This window comes from Mycobacterium sp. (assembly GCF_965229265.1).
In the GTDB taxonomy this organism is placed as follows: Bacteria; Actinomycetota; Actinomycetes; order Mycobacteriales; family Mycobacteriaceae; genus Mycobacterium.
Genome location: NZ_CBDDIY010000010.1, coordinates 727,375 through 752,111, shown reverse-complemented (window position 1 = coordinate 752,111; position 24,737 = coordinate 727,375). Strand labels below are relative to the sequence as shown.

The following is a 24,737-nucleotide window of genomic DNA, read 5'->3' as shown; positions in this document are numbered from 1 at the left end:
CGCCGATCGCGTCCCGGTGAGCCGGCGGCTAGCCTGGCTCTCATGAATGCCAGCCGTTTCAGCAGCGATGTCTATGCCCGCCGCCTGGCCGCCGCGGCGGCCGCGACGGCCGACGCCGGGCTGGCCGGCCTGGTCATCACGCCGGGCTACGACCTGCGCTACCTCATCGGTTCGGCGGCCCAGACCTTCGAGCGGCTCAGTGCCCTGGTGGTGCCCGCCACCGGTGAGCCGACCGTCGTGGTGCCGCGCCTGGAACTTGCGGCGCTGAAGGAATCCGCCGTTCTCGACCTCGGTGTGGCCGTGCAGGACTGGGTCGACGGGGACAATCCGTACGAGGTGGTGGCCGACGCCCTGGGGGGGCACGCCAGGGTCGCGGTGACCGACTCGATGCCCGCGTTGCACCTGCTGCCGCTGGCACAGCGGCTGGGCGCGGTGCCGGTGCTGGCCACCGACGTGCTGCGCTCACTGCGGATGATCAAGGATCCGGCCGAGATCGACGCGCTGCGCAAGGCCGGCGCCGCGATCGACCGGGTGCACGCCCGGGTCCCCGAGTTCCTGGCGCCCGGCCGCACCGAGGCGCAGGTCGCCGCCGATATTGCGAAAGCGATTGTGGCCGAGGGCCATTCCGAGGTGGCCTTCATCATCGTCGGCTCCGGGCCGCACGGCGCGGACCCGCACCATGAATGCTCGGACCGGGTGCTGCAGGCCGGTGACATCGTCGTCGTCGACATCGGCGGTCCCTACGATCCCGGCTACAACTCCGACTGCACCCGCACCTACAGCCTGGGTGAGCCCAGCGCCGAGATCGCCGAACAGTACGCGGTGCTGCAGCGCGCTCAGGCGACCGCGGTCGCGGCGGTGCGGCCCGGGGTGAGCGCCCAGCAGGTCGACACCGCCGCCCGCGACGTGCTCGCCGACGCCGGTTTGGCCGATTACTTCGTGCACCGCACCGGACACGGGATCGGGCTGTCGGTCCACGAGGAGCCCTACATCGTCGCCGGCAACGACCTGGCGCTGGCCGAGGGCATGGCGTTCTCGGTGGAGCCGGGGGTCTATTTCCCTGGTCGCTGGGGTGCGCGGATCGAGGACATCGTGATCGTCACCGCCGACGGCGTGGAGTCGGTCAACCACCGCCCGCACGACCTGATCGTCGTACCGGTCTAACCCTTGGCGCGGTCCAGCAGATCCGAGGAGCCGAGCACTCGCTCGATGTGGACCTCGATGACCACACGGCGCGGGTTGACCCGGGGGGTGCGGTAGCGCTGGGCGTAGCGCAGTTCGGCATCGCGGATCGCGGCAGGATCACGGTTCACGCTGGCCCGCCCCTCCAGCGACAGCCAGCGGGCGCCGTCGACCTGGGAGAGCACCCCGACCCCGGACCGTTCGGCGTTGACCGCCTTCTGCGATCCGTCGGTGGTGATCACCCGGGCGATGTGGGTTTTGGGGTCGAAGGTGAACCCGACGGCCACCACGTGCGGCGAGTTGTCGGAGCGCAGGGTCGTCAGCATCGCGAGGTGGCGCTCGGTGAGGAATGCCAGTGCATCGCTGGTCAGCCGGGTTGTTAAGTTCGCCATCAAGCTCCACGCTAGCGCAGTGGATAATCAGCGGCTGTGAGTGACACGGGGCCCGGGCCGGTCGTGATCTTCGGCGGCCGCAGCGAGATCGGCGTCGAACTCGCCGCGCGGCTGGCCCCCGGCGCGACGGTGGTGCTGGCCGCCCGGGGCGCCGACCGCCTCGGCGAGCAGGTCAGCGCGGTGCGCGAGGCCGGTGCCACGGCCGTGCACACCGTCGAATTCGATGCCGACGACCTGACCTCGCACGCTCTGATGGTGCAGCGCTTGATCGCCGAGTACGGGCCGATCGGCACCGCGGTGCTGGCCTTCGGCATCCTCGGCGACCAAGCCCGCGCCGAGACCGACGCCGCGCACGCCGTCGCGATCGTGCACACCGACTACGTCGCGCAGATCAGCCTGCTCACTCATCTGGCCACCGCGATGCGGTCCGCGGGCCGGGGAGCGCTGGTGGTGTTCTCGTCGGTGGCGGGGGTGCGGGTGCGCCGCGCCAACTACGTCTACGGCTCGGCCAAGGCCGGCCTCGACGGGTTTGCCTCCGGGTTGTCCGATGCGTTGCACGGCAGCGGGGTGCGGCTGCTGATCGTGCGGCCCGGGTTCGTCATCGGCCGGATGACCCGCGGCATGGACCCCGCGCCGCTGTCCAGCACACCCGCGCAGGTTGCCGAAGCGACGGCCCGTGCGCTGGCGAAGGGCCGGCGCACGGTGTGGGTGCCGTGGGCGCTGCGGCCGATGTTCTTCGGGATGCGGCTCTTGCCGCAACCGGTGTGGCGGAAGCTGCCCCGATGATCGTCGTGGTCGGCATCGGCGCCGACGGACTTGCCGGGCTGTCCGAGCAGTCGCGGAGCGAATTGCGCAGGGCCACTGTCATTTACGGATCACAGCGCCAGCTCGACCTGCTGGACGGCAGCATCGCCGCCCCACGGCGCTGCTGGCCCTCGCCGATGCTGCCCGCCCTGGAGCGTCTGCTCGACGACGCCCCCGCCGGCGATATCCACGTGGTGGCCAGCGGTGATCCGCTGCTGCACGGCATCGGTGGCGCACTGATCCGCATCCACGGCGCCGCCCGGGTGCGGGTGCTGCCGGCGGTGTCGTCGGTGACGCTGGCCTGTGCCCGGCTGGGCTGGGCGGCTCAGGACACCGAGATCATCAGCCTGGTCACCGCGCCGGTGCACACCGCCGTGCGCCGCGGCGGTCAGGCGGTGGTGCTGTCCCGCGATGCTGGAACACCGGCCGAACTGGCCCGGCTGCTCACCGAAAATGGCCGGGGTGCATCGGAATTCACCGTTCTCGAGCAACTCGGCGGACCGTCGGAGCGGGTCCGCACCCGGGCCGCCGACGCCTGGGCCGCCGCCGCGCCGCACGATGTCGACGCCCTGAACGTCATCGCTGTGCGCTACCTGCCCGACGAACGGGTCGGTCAGGTGCTGCCCGACGACGCGTTTCGCCACGACGGCCAGATCACCAAGCAGACCATCCGCGCGGTCACCCTGGCGGCTCTCGCGCCGCGGCCCGGGCAACTGCTATGGGACGTCGGGGCAGGGTCCGGCAGCATCGCCGTCGAATGGTGCCGCAGCGCAACCGGTTGCCGGGCGGTGGCGTTCGAAGCCGACGCCCAGCGCCGGGAGCGGGTCGTCGCCAACGCGCAGGCGTTCGGCGCGACCGTCGACAGCCGTGGGTCAGCCCCCGAGGATTTCCGCGGTGCGCCGCACCCGGATGCGATCTTCGTCGGTGGCGGGCTCACCAAGCCCGGACTGCTGTCGGCGTGCGTCGACCACCTGCCCAGCGGCGGCCGCCTGGTCGCCAACGCGGTGACCGCAGAGTCCGAAGCACTTCTGGTGGAATGGCATTCACGCCTCGGTGGCGAGCTGCGGCGATTCCAGCACTACCGCGGTGAGCCGCTCGGCGGGTTCACCGGCTGGCGCCCGGCGATGCCGATCACCCAGTGGTTGGTGCAGACCCTGTGACGGTCTACTTCATCGGCGCCGGGCCCGGCGCCGCCGACCTGATCACCGTGCGCGGGCAGCGGCTGCTGCAGCGCTGCCCGGTGTGCCTGTACGCCGGCTCGATCATGCCGGAGGATCTGCTGGCGTTCTGCGCACCGGATGCCAGGGTGGTCGACACCGGCCCGCTGACGCTGGATCAGATCATCGACGAACTCGCCGCCGCTGACGCCGCCGGCCACGACGTGGCCCGCCTGCATTCCGGCGACCCGTCGATCTACAGCGCCGTGGCCGAGCAGTGCCGCCGCCTCGACGCGCTGGGCATCGGCTACCAGATCGTCCCCGGCGTACCGGCTTTCGCGGCGGCCGCCGCGGCGCTGGGCCGCGAACTGACGGTGCCCGGCGTCGCGCAGACCGTCACGTTGACCCGGGTGGCGACGTTGTCCACCGCGATGCCCGACGGTGAGGATCTCGACACGCTGGCGAAGGCCGGCGGGACGCTGGTGATCCACCTGGCCGCCCACCGGATCGACGCGATCGTGCCGCAACTGCTGGCGGCCGGGTACCGGCCCGACGCCCCGGTCGCCGTCGTCGCCTTCGCCAGCTGGCCGCAGGAGGTGGTCCTGCGAGGCACGCTCGCGGGCGTTGCGGCACAGATGCACGACGCGTCGATCACCCGCACCGCGGTGATCATTGTCGGGGATGTGCTTGCCGCCGAGGGATTCACCGACAGCTACCTGTATTCCTCCGGGCGCACTCGGGGCAGCAGGCACTGATGCCGGTCCTGCTGCTCGGCGGAACGGGCGAGGCCAGGTCGCTGGCGGCGCGGCTGCATCCGGGCACCGCGATCGTCAGCTCGCTGGCCGGCCGGGTGCCCGACCCCGTCCTGCCCGTCGGGCCGGTCCGCATCGGCGGCTTCGGCGGGGTGGCCGGGCTGAAACAGTGGTTGCGCGACAACGCGATCAGTGCGGTCGTCGATGCCACCCACCCGTTTGCGGCCACCATGACCGCCCACGCCGCCCAAGCCTGCGCCGACCTCGCGCTGCCGCACCTGGTCCTGGCTCGCCCGTCCTGGGATCCGGGGGACGCCATCGTCGTGGGTTCGGACGCTGAGGCCGCCGACACCGTTGCCCGACGGGGTTATTCGCGGGTGTTCCTGACCACGGGTCGCTCCGGGGTTGCGCCGTTCACCGCCAGCGATGCGTGGTTTCTGATCCGGGTCGTGACCCCACCGGACCCCGATGTGTTGCCGCCCCGGCACGAGGTGCTGCTCTCGCGCGGCCCGTACGGCTATCACGACGAGTGCACTCTGTTGCGGGACAACGGCATTGACGTTCTGGTGACCAAGAACAGCGGGGGAGCGCTCACCGAGGCCAAGCTGGCGGCCGCCCGAGACCTCGGCGTGGCGGTGGTGATGATCGACCGCCCGGCGCTGCCGCCCGGTGTGGCGACCGTCAGCACCGTCGAGCAGGCAGTCGACTGGGTGCGACGGCTGGCCTGACAATGCCCGCGGGCTCAGACCTTGGACGTCCGCTTGCTCGCCGCCGCCGCGTCGGCTTCCCGGGAGTAGTGCGGGTCGGTCGCCAGGCGACTGTGCCTGCGGCCGTGGATGAAGTAGACGACCAGACCGAGCAGCATCCAGATGCCGAACCGGATCCAGGTCCCGGCCGGCAGATTCAGCATCAGGTACAGCGCCGCGAGGACGGCCAGCACGGGGACCACGGGAACTCCCGGGCACCGGAACGCGCGCTGGAGATCCGGCCGGGTGCGCCGCAACACGATCACTCCGATGGCGACGAGGACGAAGGCGAACAGGGTGCCGATGTTGACCAATTCGGCCAGCGCCGTCAACGGCACGAACGTCGAGATCAGGGCGACGACAATTCCGGTCAGCATGGTGGTGCGCACCGGGGTGCCGAACCGGGGGCTGACTTTCGCGAACGTCGCGGGCAGCAGCCGGTCGCGGCTCATCGCGAAGAACACCCGGCTTTGGCCGAGCATGAGGATCATCATGACCGTCGTGAGCCCGAACAGGGCGCCGACGGAGATGACGTTGGCGTAGCCGGGGTGGCCGACCGACCGGAATGCCTCTGCCAGTGGGGCGTCGACCTTGATATCGGTGTACTTGACCATTCCGGTGACGACGAGGGACACCGCGACATAGAGGACGGTGCAGATGCCCAGGGAGGCGAAGATACCGATCGGCATGTCGCGCTGCGGCTTCTTGGTCTCCTCGGCCGCGGTGGCGACGATGTCGAAACCGATGTAGGCGAAGAACACCAGGGCAGCTCCGGTGAAGATGCCGCTGATTCCGAACGCGCCGGGTGCCAGTCCCAGGTCCTGCAGCAGCGACGGGGTGGCTTGCCCGCCCGAGGCCGCCGGCGAACCGGACGGCGGGATGAACGGGGAGTAGTTGGCGGTCTTGATGAAGAACGCGCCGGCCACGATGACTAGCAGGACGATGCCCACCTTGATGACCACGAACACGAGGTTGACCTGCGAGGAGATCTTGATCCCCAGGCAGAGGACGGCGGTGAGGATCAGCACGATGGCGGCGGCGACGAGGTTGTGCCCGTCGCCATAGGCGAAGTCCGGGATGGTGATTCCGATCCCTTTCATCACGTCGGCGAAGTAGCTTGACCACCCGACCGCGACCGTGCTGGCGCCCAACCCCAGCTCCAGGATCAGATCCCATCCGATGATCCAGGCGACGAGCTCGCCCAGGCTGGCGTAGGAGAAGGTGTAGGCCGAGCCGGCCACCGGAACGGTGCTGGCGAACTCGGCGTAACACAGCGCGGCCAGGGCGCAGGCAATGCCGGCGAACACGAATGACAATGCGATCGCCGGACCGGCCTTCTCACCGGCGGCCTCTCCGGTCAGCACGAAGATGCCGGTGCCGATCACCACCCCGACACCGAACACCGTCAACTGCAACGGGCCCAGTTCTTTTCGCAGTTGATGCTCGGATTCCTCGGTGTCGGCGATGGACTGTTCGACCGACTTGGTCCGTGTGAGGTTCATTGCGCTCCACCTGTCGCCTCGGCGCCGCGTCACCCCCCGACCCACCGGCGCAACGGCTTGGGGAGAAGTGCCCACGCCGGAGCAGACCCAAACCGATTGCGGCGAACGTGGTGTCGCCAGGCAGATCGCGCTGGGTCGGACTCAGGACGGATAACGCCGCGGGGTGAACACCGTGTCGCCCTGCCACTGGGTCTGCGACGAGCCGACGATCAGCAGGCATCGCATGTCGACGTCGGCCGGGTCGAGATCGGCCAGCCGCACCACCCGCACCGATTCGGCCGGCCCGGCCACGTCGCGGCCGATGACCACCGGGGTACCGGGCTCGCGGTGCTCGAGCAGCAGGTCACGCATGGCCCCGACCTGCCAGGTCCGGCTCTTGGACGCCGGGTTGTAGATCGCCAGCACCAGATCGGCGGCGGCCGCCGCCGACAGCCGCGCGGCAATGATCTCCCAAGGCTTGAGCCGGTCGGATAGCGAGATCACCGCATAGTCGTGCCCTAGCGGCGCTCCCACCCGGCTGGCCACGGCCTGAGCGGCCGTCATCGCCGGGATCACCCGGACCGCGACATCGGGCCATTGTTTGGCTTCTTCGAGCACGGCGGTGGCCATCGCGAACACCCCCGGATCCCCGGAAGAGACCACCGCGACGGCCCGGCCCTGTTCGGCCAGCTCACAGGCCAGTCGCGCGCGGGCCGGCTCGTCGGTGTTGTCACTGGGGTGACGCACCTGGCCGGCGCGCAATGGAATTCGGTCCAGGTAGGGTCCGTAGCCGATCAGATCGGTGGCAGCCGCCAGCTCCTGGCGGCTCTGCGGGGTCATCCAGTCCACATCGCCGGGGCCCAGGCCCACCACCGCGACGCCACTGGTCACCGGCCTGGCCACCCGGCCGCCGGGGACAACCGCAATCGAGAAGTAGGGCACCGTGTCGATGTCGACCTCGGCGGCGGGCAGCACCCGTTGCGCGTCGGTGCTCGCTCGCTCGACGTAGAACGCCTCGCCCAGCCGGCCCGCCATCGAAAGTGCTTCCCGGACTTGCGGATACGTGCGGCCCAACTTCATCACCACCGCGGCGTCGGCGTCGGCCAGCCGGCGGGCCAGCTCGCGCACCGGCATGGTGCCCGGCAGCACCGACAGCACCTCGTCACCGGTCACCAGGGGGGTAGCGATGGCCGCCGACGCCGCGCTCACCGACGTGACCCCCGGAATGATCACTGCCTTGAAGCGCTCGGTCAGCCGGGTGTGCATGTGCATATAGGAGCTGTAGAACAGCGGATCGCCCTCGGCCAATAGCGCGACGTCGCGTCCGGCGTTCAAGTGCGCGGCGATCCGGGCGGCCGCCTCCCGGTAGAAGTCCTGCATCGCACCGGCGTAGCCGCCGGGATGCTCGGTGGTCTCGGTCGTCACCGGATAGACCAGGTGCTCCTCGATCTGGCCGGCCCGCAGATACGGCTCGGCGATGCCCCGCGCGATGCTGCGCCCGTGTCGCGCGCTGTGGTAGGCCACCACGTCGGCCGCGCCGATGATCCGCGCGGCCTTGACCGTCACCAGTTCCGGATCGCCGGGGCCGAGGCCCACGCCGAACAGGGTTCCGCTCATTCGCGCTCACTCGCAATCGCATTGACCGCGGCCGCCGCCATCGCGCTGCCGCCGCGGCGGCCCCGCACCACCAGGTACTCCATCCCGCGCGGCCGCTCGATCAGCTCGTCCTTGGACTGCGCGGAGCCGACGAAGCCCACCGGGCCGCCGAGCACCGACACCGGCGCGGGCACGCCCTCGTCGATCAACTCCAGCAGTCGGAACAGGGCCGTCGGAGCGTTGCCGATCGCCAGCACCGCTCCGTCCAACCGGTCGGCCCATAACTCGACCCCCGCGGCCGAGCGGGTCGTCGCCCGTCGCGTGGCCAACTCCGGGGCGCGCGGATCGGCGACCAGTGACACCACTTCGTTGCCCGCGGGCAGCCGGGCAGCGGTAATGCCCGCCGCCACCATCGACGAGTCGCACAGAATGGGTGCCCCGGCAGCCAGCGCGGCATGGGTCGCGGCGACGACCCCCGGGGTGAAGCCCACGTGCTGGGTGAGGTCGACCTGTCCGCACGTGTGGATCAGCCGGACCACGACCCGCGCCACATCGTCGGGAAACGGGCTCAGATCGGCCTCGGCGCGAATCGTCGCGAACGACTGCCGGTAGATCTCGGCGGCGTCGCGAATGTAGTCGAGCACCCGATCACCCTACGACCCGCGGGTCAGCGCCTGGAATCCGTCTCCGGTCGCCACCATCACCCGGCCGTCCGGCTGGCTGCCGCACGCCCGCTCGCATCCCACGTAGTGGACGTGCCCGTCGACCGCATCCTCCCGCGCCACCCGGCTGGCCTCGGCCCGCACGTCGGCCAGCGATTTCGCGCAGCCGGGACTGCCCACGCAGGAACTCACCGCCAGCCACGGCGAGGACTCGTCGAACACCAGCCCCAGCGGGGCCAGCACCCGAAGCGCGGTGTCGGCCACGCCCTCGGCCAGGTCGAACACCAGCAACGATCGCCAGGGCGTAATGACCACCGGTGCGTCGATCGCGGCGACGAACTCGGCCTGTCTGGCCTGCAGCACCCCCAGCCGAACACCCGCGCCCAACGCCACCCGGCTGTCGTCCTGGCCTATCCAGCCGACCGGCGGTCGCAGCAGCGGTAGCCAGCTGGCCCCGGCTGGCGCGGTGGCATGCCAATCCGACACCAGTGCTGCCGGGTCATCCAATTCGGCTACCCGCCAAGCCTTTCCACGCACCTGCACGAACCGGCGGGCCACCGCGATCAGCGTCTCGACCACGTCGGCCGGCTCGAGCCGGATGCCGGTGTCGCGGCCGGCCACCAGCAGTGCCACGCCGTCGGGCAGCACGTGCACCCCGACATCGGCGGCCAGGCCCGAGATGTCGCCGCGGCCGTCGTCGATGCCGAACAGGAATCGTCCGGGCAGTCCGGCCAGCTCCGGGGTGGCCTGGATCGCGGTGTCGAGTTCACGAACCCAGGGCCGTACGTCGGCCAGGCCGCCGGCACGCCCCGACAGCGGCGAAGCGACGATATTGCGCACCCGCTCGTGGGTCGGCGAGGGCAGCAGGCCGGCAGCGGCCGCCGCTTCGGCAACGGGGGCCGCGTCGCGGACACCGCGCAGCTGCAGGTTGCCGCGCACGGTCAGTTCGATAGTGCCGTTGCCGAACTCGGTCGCCGCCTGAGCCAGCGTCGCCAGCTGGGCCGCGCTGATCATCCCGGCCGGTAGTCGCAACCGGGCCAGTGCGCCGTCGGCGGCCTGGTGTACCTGCAGGGCACCGGGGCAGGCGTCGTCGTCGCGCATTCTGGGCACCCGTCCACGGTACGGGCGGGAGCGCGGCCTCATCGGTAGGTGTGGTCGTCGACGACCTCCGCAACCGTCCGCAGGGCGCCGCCGAGCCGGTTGACCTCGACCGAACCCAGCGCCAACCGCAGCGCCCGCGGGGTATGCCCGGTGGTGGCGAACGGTTCGGCGGTGGTGGCCGCGATGCGGTGCTCCAGCAGGTCGGCGACCACGCGGTCGGGGCGGACGTCGGGCGGCAGCGGGAGCCACAGCATGTAGGACGACGGGTGGCCGACCAACTCGTGACCGGCCAGGGCGTCGCGGGCGATGGCGTTTCGGTGCCGCGCGTCGCTGCGTTTGGCGGCTTCGAGGCGGGCGACGGTGCCGTCCTCGAGCCAGGCCGTGGCGATCGCGGTCACCATTGGGGGAGTGTTCCAGGTGGTCGCTCGGATGGCCCGCTCGATCGGGGCGACGAGATCAGCTGGTGCGCTGAGGAATCCGAAGCGCAGGCCGGTGGCGACGCTCTTCGACAGCCCGGAGACGTAGACCGTCGACTCCGGTAGCAGGGCCGCCAGCGGTGGTGGCGGGTTTTCGGCCAGGAAGGCGTAGGCGGCGTCTTCGATGACGAGCAGACCGTGCCGGCGGGCGATGTCGACCAGTCGTTCGCGCCACTCCGGCGGGCTGATCCAGCTCAGCGGGTTGTGCATGGTGGGCATCGTGTAGATGGCCCGCACCGATTCGGAGGTGCACAGTCGTTCCAGCGCATCGAGATCGGCGCCGTCAGCGGCCGCGGGCAGGGGGACCAGCTCCAGGAGCTGCGCCTCGGCGAGCACCTTGAATCCCGGATAGGTCAACGCGTCGACGGCCACCACGTCGCCGGGCTTGAGCGCGCCCAGCACAGCGACCGCCAGCCCATGCTGGGCGCCGCTGACGATCAGGACGTGTTCCGGGTCGACACGCAGGCCACGGTCTCGCAGGTGCTCGGCGACCACCGAGCGTTCGTGGGGCTGGCCCGCATGCGGCTGGTAGCGCAGCAACGCGGCGACGTCACCGCGGGCAGCCAAGTCCCGCAACGCCGTTCGTAGCAGGTCTGCCTGCTCGGCCAACGCGGGGCTGTTGAAGTTCATGTCGACGACGTCGGCGGCGATGGCGGGCTGGTCGATACCGTGCGTCGGCGGCACCGTCAGGGCCCGCACGAATGTCCCCCGGCCGGTTTCCCCGCTGACCAACCCCAACGCCGCCAGCTCGGCGTAGACGCGCGACGCCGTTGCCAGGGCCAGGCCCTCGCGGGTGGCCAGTTCGCGGTGCGTGGGTAGCCGGGTTCCAGGCGCCAGCCGGCCGGTGCGGATGTCGGCGGCCAGCGCGTCGACGACCCGGCGATAGCGTGCGCGCCCCATCCCGAGATTGTATCCATGACAATTCTTTGATTGTTCTGCATTGGCTCCGTACGGTCGCCGCATGCACATCGCGATCCTCACCTTCGACGGCTTCAACGAGCTCGACTCGCTCATCGCCTTCGGCGTGCTCAACCGCATCCGCGACGTGGATTGGCGGGTCTCGATTGCCAGTCCCGACAAGCGGATTCACTCGATGAACGGGCTGGTGATCGACTCCCACATCGGCCTGGACGAGGCCGCCGCGGCCGATGCGGTGATCGTGGGCAGCGGCGCGCGCACCAGAGAGGTCGTTGCCGACCAGGATCTGATGGCCAGCCTGCGGCTGGAGCCGTCGCGCCAACTGCTCGGTGCGCAGTGCTCGGGCACCCTGGTTCTGGCCACCCTCGGGTTACTCGACGGCGTTCCCGCGTGCACCGATCTGACCACCAAGCCGTGGGTGCAGGCCGCGGGCGTCGACGTGCTCGACCAGCCGCTGTTCGCCAAGGGCAACGTGGCCACCGCGGGCGGATGCCTGTCGTCGGCCTATCTGGCCGGCTGGATGATCGCCCGGCTGCGCGGTGTGCAGGCCGCCGAAGACGTCCTGCACTACTTCGCGCCGGTCGGCGAGAAACAGGCCTACGTCGCAACGGCGATGGCCGCCATCACGCCGTATCTGACCGCCGCGGTGACCGCGGTCTAACCGACCCCAGCCGGCTGTGCAGCAACGACATTGGGTGCCACGGCAGGGGAGTAGCCCGACGCGTCGCCTGCTACGACCCGGCTCGGCTGCCCGTGCACGTCGACCGGGATGTCCCGGGCGCCGCAAGTTGGCGTTGCGCTCAGTCCGCTTCGCGAGGCGAGTGGCTAGCCCGACCGGAACATGCTGTGCAGCAACGGTATCAGACGTTCACTACCCATACGGTGTCGTCTCCTTGATTGGCCACGTACAGGTGAGTGCCGTCGCTGCTGAGAGCCACGCCGTACGGTTTGCTGCCTGTAGCGATAGTGCTCACGACAGGGTTGGCAGGGTCGGTGAAGTCGATCTTCGACACCGTGTTATCACCGTTATTGGCGACATAGACTTTCGTTCCATCTGAGCTAACGACCACGGCGACCGGAGAACTGCCAACCGCGATAGCCCCACCCACCTGGCTATTGTCAGTGGTGTCAAATACCCGGACCGCGCCGCCGGCCCGGTCGACGACGTAGAGCCTGTTGCTTCCAGCCACCGGATTGACGGCAACAGCAAATGGCTCAGTGCCTGCCCCGGAGATGTTCGCGAAAGTCCCAGGGGCGTTGGTGGCCATAACGGCCACCGCGCCGGCTGTGGATAAAGCGATGTAGAGACTGGACCCGTCTTTGTTCAGCGCCATGCCCGCTGGGCCGCCAGCCAGCGCATAATTCGCGACGTCATCGTTGGTTGACCAGACAGTTAGAAAATTGCCGTCGACGGTGCTGGCGTAACCGACAGTTTCGTCGGGACTCAGCGCGGCCCCGCCTGCGATGTCTCCAGCGGGAAGGTACCAACCCTGTAAGGAGGCACCGTTTGTCCACGTGAGTACGCCGCATGCACCGCCGGGGGCTCTGCATGACGCTGCGATGTGGGTGAGCCCAGCTGCTATCGAGTAGGGAATCACAACACTGCCGTACAAAACGGCAGTATTGACAGAGTTGTCGCTTGTATTAATGCGTGAAAAGCGCGCTATGCCAGGGTCAGCCACGTAGAGGGTTGCCCCGTCGGGACTCATTGCGATCCCTTGGGGGGCAGATCCTGCTGGCAGCGCGATGATGACGGCGGTCGTCGACGCGGCGCCGTTGGAGCCGGGTTGTCCTTGCGAATTGGGACCGATTCCGTTTCCGCCGGCGCCACCTTGACCGCCTGTTGCGAGAATCAGGGAATTGGCGCGGGCATCTCCGCCATTGCCGCCGTCGCCCCCATCGGTGTTAGCGGCTGTGCTGGTACCGCCTTGGCCGCCGTTACCGCCGGTGGCCGTTCCCGTGGTCGAGGTGTTGATTGCCTTGCCGCCGTTGCCCCCGTTTCCACCTTGGCTGCCTGTGCCGCCGTTTCCGCCGGTACCGCCGGTGGCGGGGCTTGACGTGGCGGAGGTGGCGTCGCCGCCTTGGCCGCCGTTGCCACCGTTACCGGTCGCACCTTGGAGTCCGCCGGTGCCGGTGCCGGGCGTACCGCCAAAGCCGCCGTGGCCGCCTTCACCACCGTTCGCGCCGATCCCGCCGGTCAGGTCGTTGCCGCCGTGGCCGCCAGCACCGCCGGTGCCGCCGGTTCCGCCGTTGCCGGAATGACCATTGCTACCGGTTGTCGAGCCGGCGCCGCCGGTTCCGGCGTTGCCGCCTTGGCCGCCGGTGCCGCCTTGGCCGCCTTGCCCGCCGGCAACGCCGGGGTTGGCGCTGTTGTTGGCACCCTGGCCGCCGGTGCCACCGACCCCGCCGACCCCGCCGTTACCGCCAGCGCCGCCGGCACCCTGACTACCGCCGCCACCGTTGCCGGCGGCGCCGCCGGTTCCGCCTTGACCGCCATTGCCGCCGGTGGCACCGCTACCGCCGATGGCGCCGATTCCTCCGGTGGCGCCTGCTCCGGCGTTGCCGCCGTTGCCGCCAACACCGCCGGTTCCGCCGTTGCCGGAATGACCATTGCTACCGGTTGTCGAGCCGGCGCCGCCGGTTCCGGCGTTGCCGCCTTGGCCGCCGGTGCCGCCTTGGCCGCCCTGGCCGCCGGCAACGCCGGGGTTGGCGCTGTTATCGGCACCCTGGCCGCCGGTCCCACCGACCCCGCCGACCCCGCCGTTACCACCGGCGCCGCCGGCACCTTGGGTGCCGCCGCCACCGTTGCCGGCGGCGCCGCCGGTTCCGCCTTGGCCGCCATTGCCACCGGTGGCACCGCTACCACCAATGGCGCCGATCCCACCCGTGAGGCCTTGGCCCGCGGCCCCGCCAGCACCGCCAGCACCGCCGGTTCCGCCGTTGCCGGAATGACCATTGCTACCGGTTGTCGAGCCGGCGCCGCCGGTTCCGGCGTTGCCGCCTTGGCCGCCGGTGCCGCCTTGGCCGCCTTGGCCGCCGGGGACGCCGGGGTTGGCGCTGTTGTCGGCACCCTGGCCGCCGGTGCCGCCGACCCCGCCGGTGCCGCCGTTACCACCGGCGCCGCCGGCACCTTGGGTGCCGCCGCCACCGTTGCCGGCGGCGCCGCCGGTTCCGCCTTGGCCGCCATTGCCGCCGGTGGCACCGCTACCGCCGATGGCACCGATTCCTCCGGTGAGGCCTTGGCCCGCGGCCCCGCCAGCACCGCCAGCACCGCCGGTTCCGCCGTTGCCGGAATGACCATTGCTACCGGTTGTCGAGCCTTGTCCGCCGGTTCCGGCGTTGCCGCCGGTCCCGCCGGTGCCGCCTTGGCCGCCTTGGCCGCCGGGGACGCCGGGGTTGGCGCTGTTGTCGGCACCCTGGCCGCCGGTGCCGCCGACCCCGCCGGTGCCGCCGTTACCACCGGCCCCGCCGGCACCTTGGGTGCCGCCGCCACCGTTGCCGGCGGCGCCGCCGGTTCCGCCTTGGCCGCCATTGCCGCCGGTGGCACCGCTACCGCCGATGGCGCCGATTCCTCCGGTGAGGCCTTGGCCGGCGGCCCCGCCGTTGCCGCCGACACCGCCGGTTCCGCCGTTGCCGGCATGACCATTGCTACCGGTTGTCGAGCCTTGTCCGCCGGTTCCGGCGTTGCCGCCGGTCCCGCCGGTGCCGCCTTGGCCGCCTTGGCCGCCGGGGACGCCGGGGTTGGCGCTGTTGTCGGCACCCTGGCCGCCGGTGCCACCGGTGCCGCCGTTACCGCCAGCCCCGCCGGCACCTTGGGTGCCGCCGCCACCGTTGCCGGCGGCGCCACCGGTTCCGCCTTGGCCGCCATTGCCGCCGGTGGCACCGCTACCACCAATGGCGCCGATCCCACCCGTGAGGCCTTGGCCCGCGGCCCCGCCGTTGCCGCCGACACCGCCGGTTCCACCACTACCGGAATGACCATCGCTACCGGTTGTCGAGCCGGCGCCGCCGGTTCCGGCGTTGCCGCCCGTCCCGCCGGTGCCGCCTTGGCCGCCTTGTCCGCCGGGCACGCCGGGGTTGGCGCTGTTGTCGACACCCTGGCCGCCGGTGCCACCGACCCCGCCGACCCCGCCGTTACCACCGGTGCCGCCGGCACCCTGACTACCGCCGCCACCGTTGCCGGCGGCGCCGCCGGTTCCGCCTTGACCGCCTTTGCCGCCGGTGGCACCGCTACCGCCGATGGCGCCGATCCCACCGGTGGCGCCTGCTCCGGCGTTGCCGCCGTTGCCGCCAACACCGCCGGTTCCGCCGTTGCCGGAATGACCATTGCTACCGGTTGTCGAGCCGGCGCCGCCGGTTCCGGCGTTGCCGCCTTGGCCGCCGGTGCCGCCTTGGCCGCCCTGGCCGCCGGCAACGCCGGGGTTGGCGCTGTTATCGGCACCCTGGCCGCCGGTCCCACCGACCCCGCCGACCCCGCCGTTACCACCGGCGCCGCCGGCACCCTGACTACCGCCGCCACCGTTGCCGGCGGCGCCGCCGGTTCCGCCTTGCCCGCCGTTGCCACCGGTGGCACCGGTGCCACCAATGGCGCCGATTCCTCCGGCGGCGCCTGCTCCGGCGTTGCCGCCGTTGCCGCCGGTGCCGCCGGTTCCGCCGTTGCCGGCATGACCATTGCTACCGGTTGTCGAGCCGGCGCCGCCGGTTCCGGCGTTGCCGCCGGTGCCGCCGGTGCCGCCTTGGCCGCCTTGGCCGCCGGGCACGCCGGGGTTGGCGCTGTTGTCGGCACCTACACCGCCGGTGCCGCCGGTTCCGCCGACCCCGCCGTTACCGCCAGCGCCGCCGGCACCTTGAACCCCGCCGATGCCGTTGCCGGCGGCGCCACCGATACCGCCTTGTCCGCCATTGCCACCCGTGGCACCGGTGCCACCAATGGCACCGATCCCACCGGTGGCGCCCGCTCCGGCGTTGCCGCCGTTGCCGCCGATACCGCCGGTTCCGCCTGTTCCGGCATGGCCGGTGGTGCCGGTTGTCGAGCCGGCGCCGCCGAGTCCGGCGTTGCCGCCTTGTCCGCCGGTGCCGCCTTGTCCGCCTTGTCCGCCGGGCACGCCGGGGTTGGCGCTGTTATCGACACCCGCACCGCCGGTCCCACCGGTGCCGCCGACCCCGCCGTTACCACCGGCCCCGCCGGCACCCTGACTACCGCCGCCACCGTTGCCGGCGGCGCCGCCGGTTCCGCCTTGACCGCCGTTGCCGCCGGTGGCACCGCTGCCACCAATGGCGCCGATCCCACCGGTGGCGCCTGCTCCGGCGTTGCCACCAGCACCGCCGACACCGCCGGTTCCACCACTACCGGAATGACCATCGCTACCGGTTGTCGAGCCGGCGCCGCCGAGTCCGGCGTTGCCGCCGGTCCCGCCGGTGCCGCCTTGGCCGCCTTGTCCGCCGGGCGCGCCGGGGTTGGCGCTGTTATCGACACCCGCACCGCCGGTCCCACCGACCCCGCCGGTTCCGCCGTTACCACCAGCGCCGCCGCCACCCTGACTACCGCCGATGCCGCTGCCGGCGGCGCCACCGATACCGCCTTGACCGCCATTGCCACCCGTGGCACCGCTGCCACCAATGGCACCGATCCCACCCGTGAGGCCTTGGCCGGCGGCCCCGCCGTTGCCGCCGACACCGCCGGTTCCACCACTACCGGAATGACCATCGCTACCGGTTGTCGAGCCGGCGCCGCCGAGCCCGGCGTTGCCGCCCGTCCCGCCGGTGCCGCCTTGGCCGCCTTGTCCGCCGGGCACGCCGGGGTTGGCGCTGTTGTCGACACCTTGACCGCCGGTGCCACCGACCCCGCCGACCCCGCCGTTACCACCGGTGCCGCCGGCACCCTGAACCCCGCCACTGCCGCTGCCGGCGGCGCCACCGGTACCGCCTTGTCCGCCATTGCCACCCGTGGCACCGCTACCACCAATGGCGCCGATCCCACCCGTGAGCCCTTGGCCCGCGGCCCCGCCGTTGCCGCCGACACCGCCGGTTCCGCCATCGCCGGAATGGCCTGCGGTGCCGGCTGCGCCGGTTCCGCTTCCGGCGGCTCCAGCGTTACCGCCCGTCCCGCCGGTTCCACCCTGACCGCCCGTGCCACCAGCGACACCGGAATTGGTGCTGTTATCAGTGCCTACGCCACCCGCACCGCCGGTGCCGCCGGCCCCGCCGTTGCCACCAGCGCCATTGGTGCCGCCAGCCCCAGCTTTGCCGCCGGCACCGCCTGCTCCACCAGCCCCGCCGGTTGAGCCAGTCGCTCCTGGTGTAGTGGCGTCGGCGCCGTTTGCGCCCTTTCCGCCGTTGGCGCCGTGCCCGCCGCTGCCGGCCTTACCGGCGGTGGCCGCGGTGCCGGTGCCGCCACCAGCTGCGCCGCCGGCACCGGCGTTACCGCCGTTGCCACCAGCCCCGCCGGCCGCCCCCGGGGTGGTCGCGTCCGCGCCATCCGCGCCGTCGGCACCGTTTCCGCCGTTGCCACCTGAGCCATTGGCCCCGCCGGTGCTCGCGGCGCCGCCGGCCCCGCCGGCCCCGCCGCGTCCACCGCTGTAGCCGGGCTGTCCCGCGTTGGCGCCGTTTCCGCCGTTCCCGCCGGCACCCGCGTCACCGCCGCCGACCGCGTTCCCGCCAGCGCCGCCGGCGCCTCCGTCAAAGCCGTGTACGGCGTCGGCATTCCAGCCGTCTCCGCCGTCTCCGCCGTCTCCGCCGACCCCGGTGGTTCCCTTGGTCCCAGCCGCGCCGGCGGCGCCGCTGCTGCCGTTGGGTCCGGTTCCGCCGGCACCTCCGGTTCCACCCTGGCCCGCGTTGCCGGCTGCTCCGCCGTTGCCGCCGCCGCCACCGGTGCGAGTCTCGACATCCCCGTCAGCGCCGTCGCCTCCGCTGCCTCCCGAACCGGAATTGCCGCCGGCTGCTCCGGCGCCACCGACACCGTTGGCTCCGGTGCTGGTCAGCAGGAACAGAATTCGGCCGCTACCGGCATCGCCACCGGCCCCACCCGCGCCCCCGGCGCCACCGTCGCCACCGGCCCCGCCGCTGGCGCCGGCACCGTTGTTGACCCCGGTCACTCCGCCTGCCCCGTCGGCCCCGGCTCCGCCGGCTCCACCGGCTCCACCGGCGCCGCCTTGGCCGCCGGCCCCACCCCGGCCGATCAGCACACTGCCCCAACCGCCGGCTCCACCGGCTCCGCCGGACCCGCCGGCAGTGCCCTTTGTGCCTGCTGCGCCAGAACTTTCGCCGTCGTTGCCGGGGGTGCCCGCCCCGCCGGTACCGCCATCGCCACCGGCGCCACCCTTGCCGAACACCGACAGCAGTCCGGCATGACCGCCGCTACCGCCCGCACCACCTGTGGCCCCGGCAGTCACGGCGGACGCACCGGCTCCGCCGTTGCCGCCGTTGCCGGCGAGCAGTCCGCCGCGCCCGCCGGCGCCGCCGGCACCGCCGTTGATCCCCGCCCCGCCGTCACCGCCATCACCGAACCAGCCGGCTGCGCCACCGTTCCCGCCGTTGAACCCGTTGCCGCCGTTGCCAAAAAGGCCGCCGTTCCCGCCTGTGCAAGAACTACCCGCGGTGCAGGTGCTGGACGTGTACGAGTAGCCGTTACCGATCAACAACCCGCCATCGGGATGGGCGGCGGTGCCGTCACCGACCAACAACACCCCACCCACACTCCACTGCGGGATTGCGACTGCCGCCGTCCCCGACCTGCTGGCGACGGCGGAATCCCACTCCCGGCGTGCTGCACCGGCCGCCGCCCATAGATACGGTGCCGTCGATGGCCCGTCTGGCCCACCGCTGGCCTGACCGGCCAACCCCAACCATGCCAACACCGGGGGCACGGCACGTGGTGAAGCCACCGCTCGCGAGCGCGCCGCCGCCGGCACCGCTTTGGCCACCGGCGGATTCGACACGGCAGCCGCAGACTCCGATCCTGGCGTCACTAGATCAGTCGCGGTCGGCACCGACCCCGAGCCCCCCACACCGGCGTGCTCCTCGACCGCCACCGACGCCTCGGCCGGCGCGCCATCGGGACCGGGTGCGGAGGCAGTCCGCGACGAACTCGACGCCGACGAATCACGGTGGCGCTGCGCGGAGGCCCGACCTGAACCTGCGCCCCGTGCAGTGCGGGCCGAACGTGTCGAACCTTCGTCGGCAGCGCCCCCGGCCGGGGAAGTCGCAGTGTGGGACCGCGTCGTTGACCCGGCCTGCGACGTTCCCGCACGCGCCGATGAGCTAGCCGAAGGGGATGACGAGCCTTCCGCCGACGACGAGCCCGATCCGGATGAGGGGGTACCGTCGGCAAACGCGACTGCGGGCCAGGCAGCTATTGCTGCTCCGACGCCCATCGCCACCGCCAACCCGCCGACGCGGCCCACGTACGATCCAGCGCGCATCCAAATCCCCCACTTCGCTGAGTCACCCCAATGGGCCGGGAGTTTTGCATAATCTGAGCGACCGCGAAGGATTTCGACATTTCCACCAGGTGAATTTTTGCCGTCCAGTCAATTCGGCGGCCCGTGGCGCGCTGTGAGATGAGGCTGCCCTGACAATGCCCTAACCTGCATCGCACCGCGAACGGCGGGTGCAACCGCCGCCGATACGCCGATCGATCCCGAGCCCGCCCTCCGGGATGCCCCACACGAGTTACTCGGACACTCGATCGTCGCGATCGCGACAACTCGATCTTTGCTAAGCCAAATCAGCGGCCCACCCGTGAAGGATGGATCCACCCCGCTAACCAGCGTCAGCAGCTGGCGCGGGACTCGGCCCTCAGGTGGCTCAGCTAACCCCAGCCGGCTGGCTAGCAACGACGTCGGGTGCCACGGCAGGGGAGTAGCCCGACGCGTCGCCTGCCACGGCCCGGCTTGGCTGCCCGTACACGTCGACCGGGATGTCGCCCGATAGCGTCACCCGCCGCAGGAACCGCGGCTGATCGTCGTAGTCGGCCACGCCGTAGTGCTGGGTAGCGCGGTTGTCCCATACCGCTAGGTCACCGACCCGCCAGTTCCATCGCACGGTGTTCTCCAGCCGGGTGATGCGGTTCTGCAGCAGCGCGAACAGTGCCGCCGACTCGCCGGTGCCCAGGCCTACGAACCGCTTGACAAAGTTGCCCAGCAGCAGCACCCGCTTGCCGGTTTCGGGATGCACCCGCACCACCGGATGCTCGGTCTCGTAATAGTCGGACTGGAACTCGGCGCGGTACTCCCGAGTCTCCTCGGTGAGCGCGTCGACGTTCTCGGCCTCGTCGGCGGCGTAGTCGTAGAGGTTGGTGTGCGTGGCCCACAGGTTCTCGGCCAGCGCCCGCAATGGCGGCGGCAGCTGGTCGTAGGCGGCCTCGGTGGACGCCCACGCGGTGCTCCCGCCGTAGCTGGGCAGCGTCACCGCGCGCAGCAGCGACGCCTTGGGCACCCGGTCGACGAACGTGACGTCGGAATGCCAGGAATTGGCCCTGCCGAATCGGGAGTCGATGGGCAAGACCGTATCGCCGCGCGAGGTGACGGTCGGGTGCGCGATGGTGGGCACTCCGAGCAACCCGGCGAACGCCACCTGGGCGTCGTCGTCGAGGTGGTGCTGATCGCGGAAGAAAATGACCTTGTGGTCGAGCAGGGCAGTGCGGATGGCCTCGACCGTGACGGGGTCGAGATCGCCGCCGAGGTGCACACCGGAGATCTCCGCACCGATGTGGGCGCCGAGCTTCGAGACGTCGAGAGAAGGGGACATGATCTCGATCGTTTCGGTGCGCCGCAGGTCCGTACACCTTTCGACTAGGCGAGATCCGAATAGGTCGCTGCCCCGGCCGTACGGTACGAATGGGGGGTGTCTCCCGCCGTGCTGCTGCTGTCGACGTCCGACACCGATCTGATCACCGCGCGGGCCAGCGGTGCGGGCTACCGCTGGGCGAACCCGGCGCGGCTGGTCGACGGCGAGCTGGTGGAGCTTCTGGACGGCACCGACGTGGTGGTGATCCGGATCCTGGGTGGCTACCGGGCCTGGCAGGACGGTATCGACACGGTGGTGGCCAGCGGGTTGCCGACCGTCGTCGTCAGCGGCGAGCAGGCCCCCGACGCCGACCTGATGGAACGCTCCACCGTGCCCGCCGGCATCGCCATGCAGACCCACATTTACCTGGCCCAGGGCGGCATCGACAACCTGCGTCAGCTGCACGCCTTCCTGGCCGACACCCTGTTGATGACCGGATTCGGCTTCACCCCGCCCGCCCCGATGCCGGCCTGGGGTGTGCTCGAACCCCGCTGCGAAGGTTGCGACGGCTGTGGGCTGGAGCGCCCGACGGATTCCCGGCCCACGATCGCGGTGCTGTACTACCGCGCGCAGCAACTGGCGGGCAACGTCGCCTACATCCGCGCGATGTGTACCGCGATCCGGCAGGCCGGCGGTCGGCCGCTGCCGGTGTATTGCACCTCGTTGCGCACCCCGGAACCCGAGCTACTCGAGCTGCTGTCCACCGCCGACGCGATGGTGGTCACGGTGCTGGCCGCAGGCGGGGCCCGCCCTGCGGCGGCCGGCGCGGGCGAAGACGATGACAGTTGGAACGTCAAACATCTTGCCGCCCTTGATGTTCCGATCCTGCAGGGGCTGTGCCTGACCAGCTCGCGCGCCACCTGGGCGGACAACGACGACGGACTGAGCCCGTTGGACGTGGCCACCCAGGTTGCAGTGCCCGAGTTCGACGGCCGGATCATCACGGTGCCGTTCTCGTTCAAGGAGATCGACTCCGACGGGTTGATCTCCTATGTGCCGGACCCGGAGCGCTGCGCCCGGGTCGCCGGACTGGCCGTCAACTACGCAAACCTACGCCGGGTCGGCGCGGCAGACAAGCGGCTGGCCCTGGTGTTCTCGGCGTACCCGACCAAGCACTCCCGGATCGGCAACGCGGTCGGGCTGGACACCCCGGCCAGCGCCGTGGCCCTGCTGCACGCCCTGCGCCAGGCCGGCTACCGCATCGGCGACATCCCCGGGGTCGAAGCCCACGACGGGGATGCCCTGATGCACGCGCTCATCGAACGCGGCGGCCAGGATCCGGACTGGCTGACCGAGGGCCAGCTAGCGGGCAACCCGATCCGCATCCCGGCGGCACGCTACCGCGAGTGGTTCGCGACGCTGCCCGCCGAGCTCACCGACGCGATGGTGGCCCACTGGGGCCCGCCTCCCGGCGAGCTGTTCGTCGACCGCAGCCACGACCCGGACGGCGAGATCGTCGTCGCCGCAATCCAATCCGACAACATCGTGATCCTGGTCCAGCCGCCCCGCGGGTTCGGGGAGAACCCGGTGGCCATCTACCACGATCCGGATCTCCCGCCCAGCCACCACTATCTGGCCACCTACTTCTGGGTGCGTCACGGATTCGGCGCGCACGCGGCCGTGCATCTGGGCAAGCACGGCAATCTGGAATGGCTGCCCGGCAAGACGATCGGCATGTCGGCGTCCTGCGGGCCCGATGCCGCACTCGGCGACCTGCCGCTGATCTACCCATTCCTGGTCAACGACCCGGGGGAGGGCACGCAGGCCAAGCGCCGCGCCCACGCCACCCTGGTCGACCATCTCATCCCCCCGATGGCGCGTGCCGAAAGCTACGGCGACATCGCCCGGCTGGAACAGCTGCTCGACGAGCACGCCAACATCGCCGCGCTCGACCCGGGCAAGCTACCCGCCATCCGCCAGCAGATCTGGACGCTGATGCGGGCGGCCAAGATGGACCACGACCTGGGCCTGGCCGAGCGTCCCGAGGACGACTCCTTCGATGACATGCTGTTGCACGTCGACGGCTGGCTCTGCGAAATCAAGGACGTCCAGATCCGCGACGGCCTGCACATCCTCGGCGCGGCCCCGGCCGGGGAAGCCCAACTCGACCTGGTGCTGGCGATCCTGCGGGCCCGCCAGCTCTTCGCCGGCGAACAACACCTGCCCGGTTTGCGTCAGGCACTGGGGCTGGCCGAGGACGGCAGCGACGAGCGGACCGCCGTCGACGAGGCCGAGCACACCGCCCGCGACCTGCTGGCCCGGCTGCAGGCCACCGGCTGGGATGCCGACCGGGTCGACGAGCTCACCGATCGGGATGCGGTTGCGCGGATTTTGCGGTTCGCCGCCACCGAGGTGGTACCGCGGTTGGCGGGCACGGCCGCCGAGATCGAGCAGGTGCTACGGGCGCTGGAGGGCCGGTTCATCGCGGCCGGACCGTCCGGATCACCGCTGCGCGGCCTGGTCAACGTGCTGCCGACCGGGCGCAACTTCTACTCGGTCGACCCCAAGGCGGTGCCCTCGCGGTTGGCCTGGGAAACCGGTGTGGCGATGGCCGATTCGCTGCTGGAGCGCTACCGCGCCGACCACGGTGACTGGCCGCGCTCGGTCGGACTGTCGGTGTGGGGCACCTCGGCGATGCGCACCGCCGGCGACGATATCGCCGAAGTGCTTGCGCTGCTGGGTGTCCGGCCGGTCTGGGACGACGCGTCCCGGCGGGTCGTCGACCTGGAGGTCATCTCGCCGGCCGAGCTGGGCCGGCCCCGCATCGACGTCACGGTGCGGATCTCGGGGTTCTTCCGGGACGCCTTCCCGCATGTCGTCACCATGCTCGACGATGCCGTGCGGCTGGTCGCCGACCTCGATGAGGCCGCCGAGGCCAACTACGTGCGCGCCCACACCCAGGCCGACCTCACCGAGCACGGCGACCACCGCCGCGCCACCACCCGGATCTTCGGTTCCAAGCCGGGCACCTATGGGGCGGGCCTGTTGCAGCTGATCGACAGCCGCAACTGGCGCGACGACGCCGACCTGGCCGAGGTGTACACGGCGTGGGGCGGGTTCGCCTATGGCCGCGGGCTGGACGGCAAGGCCGCCGCCGACGACATGGCGATCCAGTACCGCCGAATCGTGGTGGCGGCCAAGAACACCGACTCCCGCGAGCACGACATCGCCGACTCCGACGACTACTTCCAGTACCACGGCGGCATGGTCGCGACCGTGCGGGCGCTGACCGGCAAGGCTCCCGCGGCCTATATCGGCGACAACACCCGCCCCGACGCGGTGCGCACCCGCACTCTCGCCGAGGAGACCACCCGCGTCTTCCGCGCCCGGGTGGTCAACCCGAGATGGATGGCCGCGATGCGCAGGCACGGCTACAAGGGCGCCTTCGAGATGGCCGCCACGGTGGACTACCTCTTCGGCTACGACGCCACCGCCGGAGTCATGGCCGACTGGATGTATGAGCAGCTCTCCGAGAAGTACGTCCTGGACCCGGAGAACCGCAAGTTCATGGATGAGTCCAATCCATGGGCGCTGCACGGAATGTCGGAGCGGCTGCTGGAGGCCGCCGGCCGGGGCATGTGGGAGAACCCGGACCCCGCGACGCTGGACGGGCTTCGGCAGGTGCTGCTGGAAACCGAAGGTGATCTCGAGGCGCGCTAGTTCGGCGGGCAGGAGCGAACCGAC

Annotated in this window: 15 protein-coding genes; 7 read left to right on the top strand and 8 right to left on the bottom strand. The window is 71.2% G+C overall.

The features are described 5' to 3' along the window. Nucleotides 1-42 precede the first annotated feature (42 nt). A complete protein-coding gene (locus tag ADBZ9K_RS05675; RefSeq protein ID WP_526619053.1) occupies nucleotides 43-1,164 on the top strand; it encodes a M24 family metallopeptidase in 1,122 nt (373 codons plus the stop codon). Here ADBZ9K_RS05675 and ADBZ9K_RS05670 read toward each other — a convergent pair. Continuing rightward, nucleotides 1,161-1,574, bottom strand: coding sequence for a F420-dependent biliverdin reductase (locus ADBZ9K_RS05670; RefSeq protein ID WP_526619052.1), 414 nt, complete (start codon nucleotides 1,572-1,574; stop codon nucleotides 1,161-1,163). The two genes, ADBZ9K_RS05675 and ADBZ9K_RS05670, sit on opposite strands and share 4 nt — an antisense overlap. 36 nt (nucleotides 1,575-1,610) lie before the next feature. On the opposite strand from ADBZ9K_RS05670, the gene dprE2 reads away from it, so the two are divergent. The 4 genes from dprE2 to ADBZ9K_RS05650 are packed head-to-tail and all read left to right on the top strand — an operon-like array spanning nucleotide 1,611 to nucleotide 5,015. Further along, the gene (dprE2, locus tag ADBZ9K_RS05665) at nucleotides 1,611-2,360 is read left to right on the top strand and encodes a decaprenylphospho-beta-D-erythro-pentofuranosid-2-ulose 2-reductase (RefSeq protein ID WP_526619051.1); all 750 of its coding nucleotides are present in this window, start codon (nucleotides 1,611-1,613) and stop codon (nucleotides 2,358-2,360) included. Next, entirely contained in the window at nucleotides 2,357-3,538 is a 1,182-nt protein-coding gene (gene cbiE, locus ADBZ9K_RS05660; protein ID WP_526619050.1) for a precorrin-6y C5,15-methyltransferase (decarboxylating) subunit CbiE, read from the top strand. Before dprE2 ends, cbiE begins: the two co-directional genes overlap by 4 nt. Continuing rightward, the gene (gene cobM, locus ADBZ9K_RS05655) at nucleotides 3,535-4,290 is read left to right on the top strand and encodes a precorrin-4 C(11)-methyltransferase (protein WP_526619049.1); all 756 of its coding nucleotides are present in this window, start codon (nucleotides 3,535-3,537) and stop codon (nucleotides 4,288-4,290) included. Before cbiE ends, cobM begins: the two co-directional genes overlap by 4 nt. Next, complete coding sequence (locus ADBZ9K_RS05650; protein ID WP_526619048.1) at nucleotides 4,290-5,015, top strand: cobalt-precorrin-6A reductase; 726 nt, start codon at nucleotides 4,290-4,292, stop codon at nucleotides 5,013-5,015. Before cobM ends, ADBZ9K_RS05650 begins: the two co-directional genes overlap by 1 nt. 14 nt (nucleotides 5,016-5,029) lie before the next feature. Here ADBZ9K_RS05650 and ADBZ9K_RS05645 read toward each other — a convergent pair whose 3' ends face one another. The 5 genes from ADBZ9K_RS05645 to ADBZ9K_RS05625 form a co-directional block, all read right to left on the bottom strand. Further along, entirely contained in the window at nucleotides 5,030-6,535 is a 1,506-nt protein-coding gene (locus tag ADBZ9K_RS05645; RefSeq protein WP_526619047.1) for an amino acid permease, read from the bottom strand. Between the two features lie 141 nt (nucleotides 6,536-6,676). Beyond that, on the bottom strand, nucleotides 6,677-8,131 hold the full coding sequence (locus ADBZ9K_RS05640; protein ID WP_526619046.1) for a precorrin-2 C(20)-methyltransferase: 1,455 nt from the start codon (nucleotides 8,129-8,131) through the stop codon (nucleotides 6,677-6,679). Then, nucleotides 8,128-8,754 (bottom strand): precorrin-8X methylmutase, encoded by a 627-nt coding sequence (locus tag ADBZ9K_RS05635; protein WP_526619045.1) that lies wholly within the window; start codon nucleotides 8,752-8,754, stop codon nucleotides 8,128-8,130. The genes ADBZ9K_RS05640 and ADBZ9K_RS05635 overlap by 4 nt, the downstream gene beginning before the upstream one ends. 9 nt (nucleotides 8,755-8,763) lie before the next feature. Then, on the bottom strand, nucleotides 8,764-9,882 hold the full coding sequence (gene cobG / locus ADBZ9K_RS05630) for a precorrin-3B synthase (protein ID WP_526619044.1): 1,119 nt from the start codon (nucleotides 9,880-9,882) through the stop codon (nucleotides 8,764-8,766). A gap of 29 nt (nucleotides 9,883-9,911) precedes the next feature. Next, nucleotides 9,912-11,249: an aminotransferase-like domain-containing protein gene (locus tag ADBZ9K_RS05625; RefSeq protein ID WP_526619043.1), complete on the bottom strand. Its 1,338-nt coding sequence runs from the start codon at nucleotides 11,247-11,249 to the stop codon at nucleotides 9,912-9,914. A 61-nt stretch (nucleotides 11,250-11,310) separates the two neighbouring features. Between ADBZ9K_RS05625 and ADBZ9K_RS05620 the strand changes: the two genes are divergently transcribed. Continuing rightward, nucleotides 11,311-11,928, top strand: coding sequence for a DJ-1/PfpI family protein (locus ADBZ9K_RS05620; protein ID WP_526619041.1), 618 nt, complete (start codon nucleotides 11,311-11,313; stop codon nucleotides 11,926-11,928). 199 nt (nucleotides 11,929-12,127) lie between these two features. Here the strand turns inward: ADBZ9K_RS05620 and ADBZ9K_RS05615 are convergent, their stop codons facing one another. Continuing rightward, nucleotides 12,128-19,150 (bottom strand): YncE family protein, encoded by a 7,023-nt coding sequence (locus ADBZ9K_RS05615; RefSeq protein ID WP_526619039.1) that lies wholly within the window; start codon nucleotides 19,148-19,150, stop codon nucleotides 12,128-12,130. Between the two features lie 922 nt (nucleotides 19,151-20,072). Beyond that, nucleotides 20,073-21,014, bottom strand: a complete 942-nt coding sequence (locus ADBZ9K_RS05610; RefSeq protein WP_526619037.1) for a TauD/TfdA dioxygenase family protein — start codon at nucleotides 21,012-21,014, stop codon at nucleotides 20,073-20,075. Nucleotides 21,015-21,110: 96 nt separating this feature from the next. Between ADBZ9K_RS05610 and cobN the strand changes: the two genes are divergently transcribed. Beyond that, complete coding sequence (gene cobN / locus ADBZ9K_RS05605) at nucleotides 21,111-24,713, top strand: cobaltochelatase subunit CobN (RefSeq protein WP_526619036.1); 3,603 nt, start codon at nucleotides 21,111-21,113, stop codon at nucleotides 24,711-24,713. Nucleotides 24,714-24,737 lie beyond the last annotated feature (24 nt).